This is a genomic window from Hymenobacter sedentarius (assembly GCF_001507645.1).
In the GTDB taxonomy this organism is placed as follows: Bacteria; Bacteroidota; Bacteroidia; order Cytophagales; family Hymenobacteraceae; genus Hymenobacter; species Hymenobacter sedentarius.
This window is the reverse complement of record NZ_CP013909.1, coordinates 887710-901365: the sequence shown is the minus strand read 5'-3', so window position 1 is coordinate 901365 and position 13656 is coordinate 887710. Positions and strand designations below refer to the sequence as shown.

The 13656-nt window shown below is 61.0% G+C and carries 13 protein-coding genes; 9 read left to right on the top strand and 4 right to left on the bottom strand.

What is annotated here, in order from left to right; genetic code table 11:
- Window positions 1–163: 163 nt before the first annotated feature.
- Together AUC43_RS03800 and AUC43_RS03795 are read right to left on the bottom strand one after the other, a co-directional pair.
- The gene (locus tag AUC43_RS03800; RefSeq protein WP_082684888.1) at window positions 164–1534 is read right to left on the bottom strand and encodes an RCC1 domain-containing protein; all 1371 of its coding nucleotides are present in this window, start codon (window positions 1532–1534) and stop codon (window positions 164–166) included.
- 249 nt (window positions 1535–1783) lie between these two features.
- Window positions 1784–2566 (bottom strand): alpha/beta fold hydrolase, encoded by a 783-nt coding sequence (locus tag AUC43_RS03795; RefSeq protein ID WP_068190133.1) that lies wholly within the window; start codon window positions 2564–2566, stop codon window positions 1784–1786.
- A gap of 206 nt (window positions 2567–2772) precedes the next feature.
- Between AUC43_RS03795 and AUC43_RS03790 the strand changes: the two genes are divergently transcribed.
- The 3 genes from AUC43_RS03790 to arfB all read left to right on the top strand — a co-directional run bounded on the left by AUC43_RS03790 (window position 2773) and on the right by arfB (window position 5790).
- A complete protein-coding gene (locus AUC43_RS03790; protein ID WP_071885809.1) occupies window positions 2773–4146 on the top strand; it encodes a carbohydrate porin in 1374 nt (457 codons plus the stop codon).
- A gap of 158 nt (window positions 4147–4304) precedes the next feature.
- Window positions 4305–5252: a 3-oxoacyl-ACP synthase III family protein gene (locus AUC43_RS03785; RefSeq protein WP_068190130.1), complete on the top strand. Its 948-nt coding sequence runs from the start codon at window positions 4305–4307 to the stop codon at window positions 5250–5252.
- Window positions 5253–5385: 133 nt separating this feature from the next.
- Entirely contained in the window at window positions 5386–5790 is a 405-nt protein-coding gene (arfB, locus tag AUC43_RS03780) for an alternative ribosome rescue aminoacyl-tRNA hydrolase ArfB (RefSeq protein ID WP_068190128.1), read from the top strand.
- Window positions 5791–5885: 95 nt separating this feature from the next.
- On the opposite strand, the gene mgtE is transcribed toward arfB, so the two are convergent.
- Complete coding sequence (gene mgtE, locus AUC43_RS03775) at window positions 5886–7262, bottom strand: magnesium transporter (protein WP_068190126.1); 1377 nt, start codon at window positions 7260–7262, stop codon at window positions 5886–5888.
- 169 nt (window positions 7263–7431) lie between these two features.
- Here mgtE and AUC43_RS03770 point away from each other — a divergent pair, with 169 nt between their 5' ends.
- Together AUC43_RS03770 and AUC43_RS03765 are read left to right on the top strand one after the other, a co-directional pair.
- The gene (locus AUC43_RS03770) at window positions 7432–8256 is read left to right on the top strand and encodes a cyanophycinase (RefSeq protein WP_082684887.1); all 825 of its coding nucleotides are present in this window, start codon (window positions 7432–7434) and stop codon (window positions 8254–8256) included.
- Between the two features lie 127 nt (window positions 8257–8383).
- On the top strand, window positions 8384–9421 hold the full coding sequence (locus AUC43_RS03765) for a toxin-antitoxin system YwqK family antitoxin (RefSeq protein ID WP_157780912.1): 1038 nt from the start codon (window positions 8384–8386) through the stop codon (window positions 9419–9421).
- A gap of 36 nt (window positions 9422–9457) precedes the next feature.
- On the opposite strand, the gene AUC43_RS03760 is transcribed toward AUC43_RS03765, so the two are convergent.
- Entirely contained in the window at window positions 9458–9817 is a 360-nt protein-coding gene (locus AUC43_RS03760) for a YraN family protein (RefSeq protein ID WP_068190120.1), read from the bottom strand.
- Window positions 9818–10019: 202 nt separating this feature from the next.
- On the opposite strand from AUC43_RS03760, the gene lipB reads away from it, so the two are divergent.
- From lipB to AUC43_RS03740, 4 genes are all read left to right on the top strand, one after another.
- Window positions 10020–10844, top strand: a complete 825-nt coding sequence (gene lipB, locus AUC43_RS03755; RefSeq protein ID WP_082684886.1) for a lipoyl(octanoyl) transferase LipB — start codon at window positions 10020–10022, stop codon at window positions 10842–10844.
- Window positions 10845–10848: 4 nt separating this feature from the next.
- Window positions 10849–11265, top strand: a complete 417-nt coding sequence (locus AUC43_RS03750) for a hypothetical protein (protein ID WP_068190118.1) — start codon at window positions 10849–10851, stop codon at window positions 11263–11265.
- A gap of 70 nt (window positions 11266–11335) precedes the next feature.
- Window positions 11336–12424, top strand: a complete 1089-nt coding sequence (locus tag AUC43_RS03745) for an MraY family glycosyltransferase (protein ID WP_068190116.1) — start codon at window positions 11336–11338, stop codon at window positions 12422–12424.
- 41 nt (window positions 12425–12465) lie between these two features.
- Window positions 12466–13629, top strand: coding sequence for a DUF4271 domain-containing protein (locus AUC43_RS03740; protein WP_068190114.1), 1164 nt, complete (start codon window positions 12466–12468; stop codon window positions 13627–13629).
- Window positions 13630–13656 lie beyond the last annotated feature (27 nt).

Sequence of the window (13656 nt, the reverse complement as noted above, 5' to 3'; positions counted from 1 at the left end):
CCTGCGCACTCCCTCTCCGACGCCCGCCAACGCGGATAACGTAACGGGCCGCCCTGTACCTGTCGGACGGTCCGTTAAGAAATCAACCGCTTTGCAGCATGGCCTTGAACTACTTCTATTCTAGCAGATAAGTAAGTTGAGCTGAGTAGAACCCAGCATGGCCTTAGGGCCGGTCGTCCGCTTGCTGCGGAAGCATCATGAAGCTCGGCGCTTCGGGCATTTCCTTGAGCAGCCGGGTGTCGTTCAATCCCCAGGCCTCTGCGCCATCCAATGAGCTCAGGTCGCCCCCCAAGCCGGAGGGGCTTGGGCTGGATTGTTTCGTGAAGATGGACTCTTGGCTCATGGGCTGGTTGTGGTCGAGCGCCGTGCCATCGCCCAGCTGGCCAAAGCGGTTGGCGCCCCAGGTGTAGAGCTGGCCATCGGCGGTGTAGGCCAGGTTGTGAAAGCCTCCGCTGGCTATCCGGGTCCAGGCAACTGCGGCGGAGGCGTTCTCGGGCAGGGTGACTACTACCGGCTGCAGCTGCCGGACGGTGGTGCCATCGCCCAGCTGGCCGGCGCAGTTGTTGCCCCAGGCTACCAGGCGGCCATCGGCGCTCAGGGCCAGGGAGTGGGCATCGCCCGCGGCCACTTGCGTCCACACGGCGTTGGCCAGGCCGCCGGGCATCAGCATGAGCGTGGGCAGGTTGCGCTGGGTGTCTTCCTCTTCCCCCAGCTGGCCAAATCGGTTGGAGCCCCAGCTATAGAGCTTGCCATCTTCCGTCACGGCCAGGGTATGAAAGCGGCCAGCGGCCACGTAGGCCCAGCGCAGCGCCGCCAGCTTCCGGGTTTGCCCAACGGCTTCGGGCTCGCGCGAGGTGGCGTAGGAGCCGTTGCCCAGCTGGCCAAACTGGTTGTTGCCCCACGCAAACAAGCGCCCATCGGCCGTGAGGGCCAGGGTGTGGTCGTTGCCGGCGGCTACCTGCGCCCAGGTAGTACTACGGGCACTTTCTGGCAGGGGCACCTCCACGGGGTGGGTGTAGTCCAGGCTCGTGCCTTGCCCTAGTTGGCCGTTGGTGTTATTGCCCCACACATAGAGGCGGCCGTCGGTGCTGAGGGCCAGCGAATGCGAGGTGCCCGCAGCCACCTGCTTCCAGGTGGCGTGGGCTGCCTCCTCGGGGAGCTTCACCGCCACCGGGGTCAGGTGCTGCTTGTTGGTGCCGTCGCCCAGTTGGCCTTTGCTATTGCCGCCCCAAGTGTAGAGCCGGCCGTCGGTGGTCAGGGCCAGGGTGTGGGAGGTGCCGGCGGCCACCTGCGCCCAGTGGGTGTTCGGGTCTTCGGTCTTCACGCGCACGGGGCTGGTGCTGCAGGTAGTGGTGCCGTTGCCGAGCTGCCCTTCCAGGTTGATGCCGCTGGTCCAGAGGCTGCCGTCGGGGCGAATGATGGCGGAATGATTGGTGCTGGCGGCGAAGGTGTTGGCAGGCGTCTGAGCGGTGGCGGTACCGGCAGTGAAGAGCAGGCACAGCCCGCCCCACAAGGGGATGGATTTAAGTAGCATGACGGTTTGCAGAAAAGAAGTGAGAAAGTTTTTCGTCTCCTAGGTCAGACAACACTATAGATGCTCGGGATAAACTACCGTTGTCTGAAGAGGTGAAAAAATTTAATAAAACCGCGTTTCTGCTGCGATTTGGGCATAAAAAATAGCGGCTCCGAATTTGTCGGAGCCGCTATCGGCGTAATGCTTGAGCTAAAATAAAGCGGCAGAAATCGGTTCTTAATTACGGGAGTAAGTAGCAAGCAGAACCGTTTATTGCTGCACAAATGCCCGCACCAGCTGGAACACTTCCTCGGGCTTCTCGGCATGCAGCCAGTGGCCGGCATCCACAACGGTTTCAACCTGCGAGTTCGGAAACAGCGCCGGAATGCCGTAGAGCTTGTCTTCGGCGGTGATGTAGTTCGACTTGCCACCCCGCACAAACAGCGCGGGTTTCAGAAAGGGCTGCGCAGCTGAGGTTTCTTCCCCCACGGCGGCCATCGAGGCGGCGAGCGTTTTCAGGTTGATGCGCCAGGCAAAGGAGTTGTCTTCGCGGCGGTACAGGTTTTTGAGCAGGAACTGGCGCACGCCCACTTGCGGAATGTGCTGAGCCATGGCCGCATCGGCCTCTTGGCGGCTGCTGATGTGGGCCAGGTCTACGGCGTGCAGGCCGGCGAGGATGTCGGTTTGGTGCGCCATGTCGGAGAAGCGCGGGGCAATGTCGAGCACGATAAGGCGGGCCAGGCGCTCGGGGTGGTCCAGGGCCAGGCGCATGGCCACTTTGCCGCCCATGCTGTGGCCCATGAGCGTGGTGTCGGGCCCCAGCTGCAGGTGGTCGAACAGCGCCAGCACATCCTGCGCCATGAGAGCGTAGCTGTGCTCGGGGCTTTGGAACGAGCGGCCGTGGTTGCGCAAATCCACGCTCACTACGCGCAACTCGGCTTCGGTGGCCCAGCGCCGGGCCAGGGTTTGCCAGTTATCGAGGGTTCCGAAGAGGCCGTGGAGGATAACCAGGGGCCGGCCCTGGCCTTGGTCGAGGTAGTGAAGCAAAGGCATGGGGCAAAAATAGCGCAGCATCCTTGGTCCGGCCGGGTGGGCAGCTGCGCTGTAGCTCAAGCATAGGGATACGGAAAAAATTGATAGGTTTTAACTCGGCTTCACCTGCTCCACACCCACCGTATCCTTTTTTTGCGCCAAATTGGTGTGCTTATTCCACTTACTTCCTCCTGATTCTGAAACTCTCCTCCTTTCTGCTGGGTGCTATGCTGATGTTGGTTGGCCGCGCCAATGCGCAGGTCACGCCGCCGGGCACCACGTCTCCCGCTACTCCGCCCAATGCCGCAGCGGCACAAGAGCCGGCGCACCAGCCCAACGACACCCCCGGCCAGCCGCGCAACTGGAGCCTGCATTTTCAGCAGACGCTCATCGACCAGTGGCACAACGACCTGAGCACGCCATACGCCGGCGACTACAGCCTGGCGAACCGCGAATCGGCGAAGCTCTCGTTCACGTCCACGCTTTTCATTGGCCGGCGGCTGTGGAAGGGCGCGGCCCTCTACTTCAACCCCGAAGTGGCCGGCGGCAGCGGCCTGAGCGGCGCGCGGGGCATTGCGGGCTTCACCAATGGCGAAACCTTTCGCATCGGCGACCCCGCGCCCAACTTGTACCTGGCGCGCCTGTACCTGCGGCAAGTATTTGCCGTGGGCACTGGCACGGCCACGGATGAGGACGACCTGAACCAGCTGGCCGGCACGCGCCCGGAGCGCTACTTCGCCATCAACCTGGGCAAGTTCAGCACCGCCGATTTCTTCGACCAAAACAGCTACTCGCACGACCCGCGCACCCAGTTCCTGAACTGGAGCCTGATGAGCGCCGGCGCTTGGGACTATGCTGCCAACACCCGCGGCTACACCGTGGGCGGCGTGCTGGAGTACGTGACGCCCGGCCTGGCCCTGCGCTTTGCCTCCACGCTCATGCCCACGCTGGCCAACGGGCCGGTGCTGGACTTCCACTACGGCACGGCCCACGCCGAAACCCTCGAGCTCACTAAAGGCTACCGCCTCGGCGGCCGCCAAGGCACGGTGCGCGTGCTGGGCTTCCGCAACGTGGCGGCCATGGCTACCTACCGCAGTGCCATTGCCCTGGCCCAAGCCACTGGCACGCAGCCCGATGTGGTGGCTGTGCGCCAGAGCGGTCACACCAAAGTCGGCTTTGGCCTGAATGCTGAGCAGGAGCTGACGCAGAACGTGGGCCTCTTCGCCCGCGTCAGTTACAACGACGGCAAAAACGAAACCTGGGCCTTCACCGAAATCGACCAAAGCGCCAGCCTGGGCGTGGTGAGCACCGGCGCCCGCTGGCAGCGTCCCGATGACCGCCTGGGCGCGGCCGTGGTCGTGAACGGCGTTAGCCCGGAGCACCGCGCTTACTTGGCGGCCGGCGGCTACGGCTTTATCGTGGGCGACGGCGCGCTGCGCTACGGGCTGGAACGAATCGGCGAGGTGTATTACAGCATCAGCCTGCCCCGCTACCATGCCGCCATCAGCCCCGATTACCAGTTTGTGGTCAACCCCGCCTACAACCGCGACCGCAACGGCCCGGTGCACGTGGTGGCGCTGCGCCTTCACGTTGAGTTCTAGCGTAGATGCTTGCCGAAGTGTGCTGGCTTTTCAGGCCATAAAACGAGCGAGTGTATAAAATTCGGGCATATCCGGGCGCGGTCCGGCCGCCGTAGGCCCGGTGTCGTACCTTTGCCACGGCGCAAAGCGCACTAGAATTTCCCACCCAACACCACCCTGTGTACCTTCATCATGTGGCTGCCTACCTTCCGGAGGCAGTCGTTACCAATGCTCACTTCACCCGTCTCAATGGCTTGGCCAACGAGTGGATAATTGAGCGAACCGGCATCCAGGAGCGCCGCAAAGCGGGCCCCGGCGAAAATGCCAACACCATGGCCATTGCCGCTACGCAGGCCGCTTTCGCCTCTGCGCCCTCCTTTGCCCAAGATACGGTCGACCTGGTGGTGGCCGGCACCTACACGCCCCACGATACCATCTTCACGGCCGCGCACGCCGTGCAGCGCTTCATTGGCATCAACGAAATTCCAACGGTTAGCATCTCGTCGGCCTGCTCTTCGTTGCTGAATGCGGTGGAGATTGTGGAAGGCTACTTTGCCATGGGCAAAGCCACCCGGGCCATCGTGGTGGTAACGGAGCACAACACCGCTTATAACAACGAGGAGGACACCATGGCCGGCCACCTGTGGGGCGACGGCGCGGCGGCCCTGCTCATTTCAAAGGAGCGCATCAGCCCCGACGACCTGGTTATTGCCGAGGTAATCACCGGCGGCGCTGCTCCCGTAAGCAAGGCTGATGAGGCCGTGACGCTCAAGCCCGTAGAGAAAGGCATTGTGATGCCTTTTGGGCGCGACGTGTTTCAGCAGGCCTGCCTCTACATGGCCCGCGTGACCCAGACCTTGCTCGACAAGCACCACATCGCCACGCCCGACCTCACCTACCTCATCCCGCACCAGGCCAACCTGCGCATTTCGAAAAACGTGGTGAAGCAGCTGGGCCTCGACCCCAGCCGGGCCGTGAACAACATCGACCGCCTCGGCAATACCGGGTGCGCCGGAGCCGCTATTGGGCTGGCTGAAATCTGGGATAACCTCAAAGGCGGCGATAAGGTGATTGTCACCGTGTTCGGGGGCGGGTATTCCTACGGGGCCATGCTCTTGAATAAGTAAGGGTTGAGTTTTGAATGTTGAGGGTTGACTGAGCTATTAAGCGCAATCAATCTGCGCATTCGTCGCAGCACCAAGGGCTAAATGAGCGGCTATTTTAACTCAACATTTAACCCTCAAAACTCAGCACTTCCCCATGTTGCCTCCCGCCGACGCCTTCTTGCCCGAAATCACGTTTCAAACCAGCCGCTCCAGCGGCCCCGGTGGGCAGAACGTGAACAAGGTAGAGTCGCGGGTGGAGCTGCGCTTTCCGTTGCTGAGCTCGCAGGTGCTCACCGAGAGCCAGAAAGCCTTGATTCTGGAGAAGTTGAGCAACCAGCTTACAGCCGAGGGCTTGCTCATCATCACGGCTCAGGATGACCGCAGCCAGCTGCGCAACAAGGAAATAGCTCTGGCCCGCTTCCACGAGCTCCTGCAAAAAAGCCTGCGCCGGCCCAAGCCCCGCAAAGCCACCAAGCCTAGCAAAAGCGCCGTGCGCAAGCGCCTTGAAGGCAAGAAGCTGCAGGGCGAGAAGAAGGCCAGCCGCCGGCGGCTAGAGTAGCATTTCGCACCGAGTTAAAAGAGGAAAAGGAGTTACACGGAGAAAATCTTACTCTGTGCAACTCCCTTTTCCTCTTTTTAACTCGGTGCGAAAACCTAAAGCAGCGTGCCGTGCAGCAGCACCAGGGCCACCGTGAAGTAGATAATCAGCCCCGTAACATCGACCAAGGTGGCCACAAAGGGAGCCGACGACGTAGCCGGGTCGAGGCCCAGCTTCTTGAGCAGCAGGGGCAGCATGGAGCCCGCCAGCGAGCCCCACAGCACAATGCCCACCAGCGCGACGCCCACCGTGAGCGCCACCATCAGCCAGTGCGGGCCATAAATGGGGGTGATGCTTTGCCAGACGGCGATGCGGGCAAACCCGACAATGCCCAGAATGACGCCCAGCGCCAGCCCCGACATAATTTCGCGCCGTAGCACGCGCCACCACTCGCTGAGGGTGAACTCGCCCAGTGCCATGGCCCGGATGATGAGCGACGTGGCCTGCGAGCCCGAGTTGCCGCCGGAGCTGATGATGAGCGGAATGAACTGCACCAGTACAATGGCCTTCTGGAGCTCGCCTTCAAAAAACTGCATGGCCGAGGCCGTGAGCAGTTCGCCCAAAAACAGCACCACTAGCCAGCCGGCCCGCTTCTGCACCATGCGCAGCAGGGGGGTGGCCAGGTAAGGCTCGTCGAGGGCTTCGGAGCCGCCGAGCTTCTGCATGTCCTCGGTGTCTTCCTGCTCGCGGATGCTCAGGATGTCGTCGATGGTCACGATGCCGAGCAGGATGCCCTGGTCGCTGACCACGGGCAGGGCGTTGCGGTCGTTGCGCCGGAACACGTCGATGGCGTCTTCCTGGTCCTGATTGGCCTGCAGCTGCACGAAGCGGCGGTCCATGAGGTCGCGCACCCGGGCGGTGGGCGCGGCCAGCAAAAACTCCCTGATGCGGATGTCGTCGAGCAGCACGCCCTGCGCATCGGTCACGTAGAGCATGCTCAGCGTTTCGGACTGCCCGCCGTGCTGACGAATGAAGTCGAGCACCTGCTGCACCGTCCACGTCTCGCGGATGGCAATGTAGTCGGGCGTCATGAGGCGGCCCACCGACTCTTCGGGGTAACCCAGCAGCTGCAGGGTCACCTTGCGCTCTTCTTCGGAGAGGCTCTGCACCAGCTCGGCCACAAAGTTGGCGGGCAGGAATTCGAGCAGGGTGGTGCGGTCGTCCGGCGACATCTCGTTGAGAATGTCGGCCATCTTATCCTGGGCCAGGTTGTCGAGGAAGTGGCGCTGCACTTCCAGGTCGAGGTACTCAAATACTTCGGTGGCCAGCTTGAGGGGCAGCAGCCGGAAGATGATGAGCTGTTCGCGTTCCTCTTCCTCTTCAATAAGCGCCACCAACTCCGAGGGCTGAAACTCGCGGAGCACCTGCTTCAGCTTGAAAAATTCGCCCTCCTGAATCAAGGACGTGATGGTTTCCACGGTCTGCGGCTGCATGGGAAGAGGGGAGGAGAGTGCTTCGCTAGGCAAGCAGGATTGTTAGGAGAGAAAAAGCCCTGCAAAAGTAGAACTAAAGCACAGCTTCGGGCCAAAAAAACGCGTTAGGGAATTGGGCAAAGTGGTGTTCCTGCCAAAACCACCATCTTGCTCTTTCAAACCAGTGCCCATGCCCGTTGATTCCCCTGTTTCCCTTGCCTCGCCGCGTGGCATCCTTGTGATGCTAGGCGGCGGCGACGACGACCCGCTGCTTTCGCTTTTGGCCGGCTTGCTGCCCGACCACGACGCCACCATTGAGGTGCTGACCACGGCCACCCGCCGCCAGCCGGCCCGCACTGCCGCTGCCTACGCGCACGCCTGGCACCAGTTGGGCTACCGGCACGTGCGGCACTTGCAAGTCGATGAAAACCACCCCGCCGACGACCCCGCCACGCTCATGCGCCTGCGCCGCGCCACCCTGGTGTTCATGAGCGGCGGCGACCAGGAGCGGCTCACCGACTTCTTGCTCGATACCGAGTTTTTGAGTATTCTAAAGCACAAATACGAGAGCGAGGATACCTTTATCATCGCGGGCACCAGCGCCGGGGCCTCGGCCGTGGCCGAGTTTATGCTGGTGTACGGGCACGGCTGGCGCAGCCTGAAGAAGGGCAGCATCGAGGTGAAGCCCGGCCTGGGCTTGCTGCCCGGTGTGCTGCTCGACCAGCACTTTGCCGAGCGCGGCCGCTACCCCCGTCTGATGCACGCTGTGCTGGACCAGCCCACCCTGCTCGGCATTGGGCTGAGCGAGGAGACTGGCCTCATCGTGCGGCCAGGCGTGCCGGCGGAAGTATTCGGCGACGAAGTCGTGGTGGTAGTCGACGCTGCTCAAACCACGCACAACAACTTGCCCGACCTGGCCCACGATAAAATCATCAGCGGCCACCGGCTGCATGTGCATTTATTGGTGGCCGGCCAGCGCCTCGACCTGGCCTCGCGGGAGGTAATGGAGTGCTGAACAGTTGACAACTGAAGATGGAAGGGCGAAATGATTTTGACTTCATTTGCCTAAAGCCTTATTGTTTAAGCGGGCACGAAACCATCCTACATTTGCGTTGATGCCGCGAAATAATCCCGTGCGATTCATGCGTATTTCCCGTTTGTGGCTGCGGCCGCTGCGTTTTCTGGGCTTTGCCATGCTGCTGTGCACGCTGCTGCCGTGGGGGTGTACCCGCAAAGCGGTGTCCTTCAATAGCAACCCCGACCAGCCCGCCACTGCCGAGCTGGTGGCGGATACGCTCGTCCGTACCACCGATACGGTTAAGGGTCAGCCCTCGCTCAGCACGGCCCGCAAGGTGGTCATCAGCAAAGAGCAGGAGCGCGCCGCCAAAGAAGCCGAGAAGGAAGCCCAGCGCAAGCCCAAAAAGAAAAAGAAGGTATTCCTGGGTGAGAAAATCAAGCGGGCGTACACGAAGACGGGCCCCAAGGGCCGCAACCAGATTGTGGAGGTGTTCTACTACCTCAAGTACCCGCAGCCGATTAATGACTACGCCCCGGCGCACTACTACTACGACACCAAGAAGCACAAGATTCTGAAGCTGGCCTCGGTGGAGGAAGACGCGCCCACCCTCAAAATCCTGCACGGCCCCTACAAAAAGCTGCAAAACAACAAGGTGCTCGAAACCGGCTATTACGCCCTGGGCACCCGCCACTTGCGCTGGGAACGGTTTGACAAGAACGGCGTCTTGCTGAGCAAGGTGCACTACGAAATGGGCTTTCCGCGCGACGCCAACGTGAGCTACTACGGCGAAGACCGCAGCCTTATCAACGAGGTGGTGCCTTACGTGAACGGCAAGCTGGAGGGCGACTACGCCAAGTTCCTCATCAATGGCCAGGCCGATTGGCGCGGGCAGTTTGAGAACGGCAAGCGCGTTGGCGTCTGGACCAAGTATTGGGGCTTCCGCAACCGCCGCCGCTACGAGTACCAGTACGCCGAGTCTGGCTACGACCCCGAAGTGGCAGAGCCGGAGCTCATTCGCGAGTACAACCGCAACGCCGTCATCATCTACGATAAGGAAAAGAACATCGACAAGCGCGGCCAGCCCGAAGCTGAAGACCGGCCTGGCATGCGCCGCCCCGTGCCCCGCGCGGCACCCAAAGCGACCCCGAAACGGTCGAAGTGATTCAGCTCAATAATTTTGCTTAACGAGCAGTTGGGCTCAATAAAAGGCGTCCTCGAAATGCTCGAGGTGAAACCCCTGGCTGAGCAAGGTCAGGGCCACGATATCGAAGCGAATGTCGCCGCGCCAGTCCAGTTCTTCCTGCAGGTGCGTGGCCGCGAGCCGGAACAGGTCCTTCTTCCGAGCCGACACAAATGTTTCAGGCGGGCCGAACTGCCCGGAAGAGCGGGTCTTGACTTCCACAAACACCAACAACTCAACTCCGCGGCGCAGCACGAGGTCTACTTCGGCCCGGCTGTGGCGGTAGCCGCGGGCAAGTATCTCGTAGTTGCGGGCCAGGAAATAGTCGGCCGCCGCGGCTTCGCCGGCTTGGCCTAACTCGTGGGGCGCATGAGCCATATAGAATGGTGAGTAGGAAAGGATAGCGCGGCCAGCGTGCCGGCAGCCGCACGGCTGCAAGCTAGCTGCTGACTGCCATACCCAAACCGGTAGGTAGGAAGCCACACGTATATTATAAGGAAGTAATCTGCCGGCGGGGAACGGGCAAGCCAATGCCTACGGCGCTTAGTACCTTTGCTTCTCGTTTCCTCACCTCACGCTTATGGCCTCATCCGTAGAACAGTTCCGCCCCCAACTGCTCGACGCCCCCGTGCCCGACGCCACCCGCCCTGCCCCCAACCGCTCGCTACAGGTGCAGCGCCTGGGGCTGGTCGACTACGTGCCCACCTGGCTGCTGCAGGAAGAACTGATGGAGGCCACACTGGCCATCAAGGTGCAAAACCGCCAGGCCGAAGCTACCGGCGCGGCGCCTGCTCCCACACCGAACCACCTGCTGCTCTGCGAGCACCCGCACACCTACACGCTGGGCAAAAGCGGCAAGCCCGAGCACCTGCTGCTCGACGAGGCCGCGCTGGCGGCGCATGGCGCCAGCTTCCACCGCATCAACCGCGGCGGCGACATTACCTACCACGGCCCCGGGCAGCTGGTGGGCTACCCCATCCTTGACCTCGACAACTTCCGGCCTGACATTCACTGGTACCTGCGCACCTTAGAGGAGGCTGTTATCCGAACCCTGGCCGAATACGGCTTGAACGCGGGCCGCATCGCTGGGCTCACCGGCGTATGGCTCGGGTGGGAAGACGGCGCCCCCAACCCGCGCAAAATCTGCGCCTTCGGCGTGAAGTGCAGCCGCTGGGTCACGCTCCATGGCTTTGCCCTGAACGTGAACCCGGACCTTGCGTATTTCGGTCATATCGTGCCCTGCGGCATCACAGACAAGGCGGTTACGTCCCTGGCACAAGAGTTGGGGAGCAGCGCGGCCGTGTCGGTAGCCGAAGTGCAGGAACGCCTGCTGCCCCATCTGGTGGAGTTGCTAGGGGCCAGTAGCCCAGCTCCCTCCCCGAATTTGCCCACTAACAAAGCCTAAGGTTGTGAAACAAGACATTCCTTTTGACCCCGTAGAGGGCGTTTCGGTCGCCATCATCCCCGATGAGGAAGCCCTCACCGCCGAAGGCCAGCCCATCTGGCAGGTTTACCTGCTCAATCACAATGCTTTCCCCCTCGAAAATGTGATTGTGAACGCCAATGGCTATGGCCAGCAGGCGGATGGCGAAAAGGTGCGCACCTCCACCTTGCGCTACCTGTTCGAAGAAGTGCCGCCCCGCACCGCCGTGCCCGTCGAGCCCATCGACCCTGCCCTGTTTCATCTAAATAACCAGTACTGGGTGAGCTACTACCACGGCCCCCAGATTTTCGATAAGAAATTCATCTTCGTGCCCGATTCCATCGTAGCCGACAACCTTACGCACATCTCCCTGCTCGACCGAGAGGGCGTATTGCACAGTTAATTATTCTCTGCTGCCGTTCCGAATTGTGATTCTTCTGTTGGGTTGAGTCTTTTTTCTTAATATATTTTCTATGATTCATTTGGATATTCCACTAGGCTTGGCTTGGATGTGGGCATTGTTGGTGTCGCTCTTCGCCGTGCCGTCCATAATTTACATTGCCCACCTCAAAAACATGCTCGACACGCCCAACGGGCGCACCGTGCACCAGTCGCTCACACCCCGCTTGGGCGGCGTGGCCGTGTTCGCCGGCTTCATGTCGGCCCTCACCATTTTTGCCCCGCTTCAAAACGGCGCCAAGGAGCTGCTGGCCGGCTGCATCATCCTGTTCTTCGTTGGGCTAAAAGACGACTTGGTGGGCATGTCGGTTTCGAAGAAGTTTGTGGGCCAGTTGCTCGCCACCGGCATTGTGATGATAATGGCCGACGTGCGCATCACCAGCTTCCAGGGCATCCTGGGCGTGGGCGCCTTGCCAGTCGGCATCAGCTACGCCTTCACGCTGGGCGTCATCGTGGGCATTACCAACGCCATCAACCTCATCGACGGCCTGGACGGGTTAGCGGGTACTATTGTATTGATTATCTGTAGCACTTTTGGTTATTATTTTTATGTGTACGGCGGCCCCGGCTACAGCAACTATTCTTATGTAGCGGTTTGCCTTATGGGTGGGCTGCTGGGCTTTCTGCGGTATAACTTTCACCGGGCTCCCATTTTTATGGGGGATACCGGTTCGCTGGTGTGTGGCTTTATTGTATCGGTCTTGGCCATTCAGTTCATCGAAATGGGGCTGCGGGTGGGCCAGCCTTTCGGCTCTGCTTCCCCATCGGTTGCCGTTGGCATCCTGTTTGTGCCCTTGTTCGATACCATTCGGGTGTTCTCGCTGCGCATGCTGGCGGGCCGCTCGCCCTTCTCGCCAGATAAAAACCACATCCATCACCGCATTCTGGCTATGGGCTTTCAGCAAATCAGCACGGTACTGCTGCTGGGCTTGCTCAACGTGTTGGTTATCTTATTCGTAATTCGATTTGCCTCGCTTGGCAATACGGTGCTCATCGCGGCCCTGGCTGGCTTCTCGGCCTTGCTGAGCATCTTCTTCGGTGTGTACCAAAGCCGCATTTCGCGCCGCCAGTTAATGGCCGCCGAAAGCAGTAAATTAGCCTAGTCGCTCACCTCATCATGTTACCCCCGGGTTCGTTGCGAACGTTGTGGCTTCTCACCGGCGGCCTGCTGCTGGCAATGGTGGCCGCAGTGTGCCCCGTGCGCGCCAGTGAATACCGCCAGCTTCCGCCGGCCCCGCCCACGGCCCTTTCCGACGATTGGCTTATCCACGACGCCGCCCGGAACCGGCTGATTTTTTACCTACCCGGCTACCACCAGCCCGCGCACGCCTACTACCAGTGGGTGCGGCTAAACCACCGCCAGGCCTTTCCGCTGTCGTTTGCGGCGCAGCCCGGCCTCAGCATCTTCATCGATAACCAGCTCGTCTTCACCGCAAAAACGGCCGCGACCTATTCCCTGGACCTGGCGCAGCTGTTGCCCGCTCAACTCGCGGCTGGTACGCACCTGCTGGCCGTGTGGCAGCCCGATGGGTCGCCCGCGCTGGCGTCATTTTCTGGCGTGAGTGCCAGCAGTGCCTCGGTTGGCCAGGCGAAAGTGCGCGCCGAGCAAGCCCAGCCCCGGCTGCCCCGGCCCCAGGGCCAGAACGTGTACCTGGGGTTTTTGCTGGTGCTGGGGCTTTCCTACGGAGCCGTTCGGTCGGCGTACCAGCCGGGTTTGGCCCGCATTTTCCAGATTGAGGAGCTGTTTGGGGGTGGCAGCGACCAACAAGCCTTTTTGGCCAAGCCTGCGTTTTCGCTGCTCAACCTGCTGTTAGTCCTGCTCTTTGCCTTGTCGTTTGCGCTGCTCCTCACGGCCATCCACACCGACTTGCAGAACCTGCCCTTGCTGCGTCGCTTCTTCGACGTACCGGAAACCGCCATTGTGGCCCGCGTTGTCCTTTACACCGCCGTTATCACCGTCTTCATATTCGGAAAGTATGTGTATCTGGGGGTTATGGGCTACATTTTTGGGCTTCAGCCCCTCGTCAACATCCAGTACCGGGAGTTTTTGCGCACCACATTGCTCGGTGGGCTGTTTCTGCCCCTGGTGCTGCTGCTTTATCTTAGCCTCAACAGTAGCTACCCGCGCACGGTGGCCTGGGCGGCTAGTGCGGTCATTGGCATTGTGCTTGTGGGCACGGTGCTGCGCGTGGCCCGCACTCTTCATCAGCATGCTTCGCTGCTGAATCTGCATTTGTTTGCTTACCTTTGCGCTACTGAAGTATTGCCTTTACTGGTTTTACTTAAACTTATCGTTTTTACGTACTGATTGGCGCTCGTCGCCCTGTCCGAATTA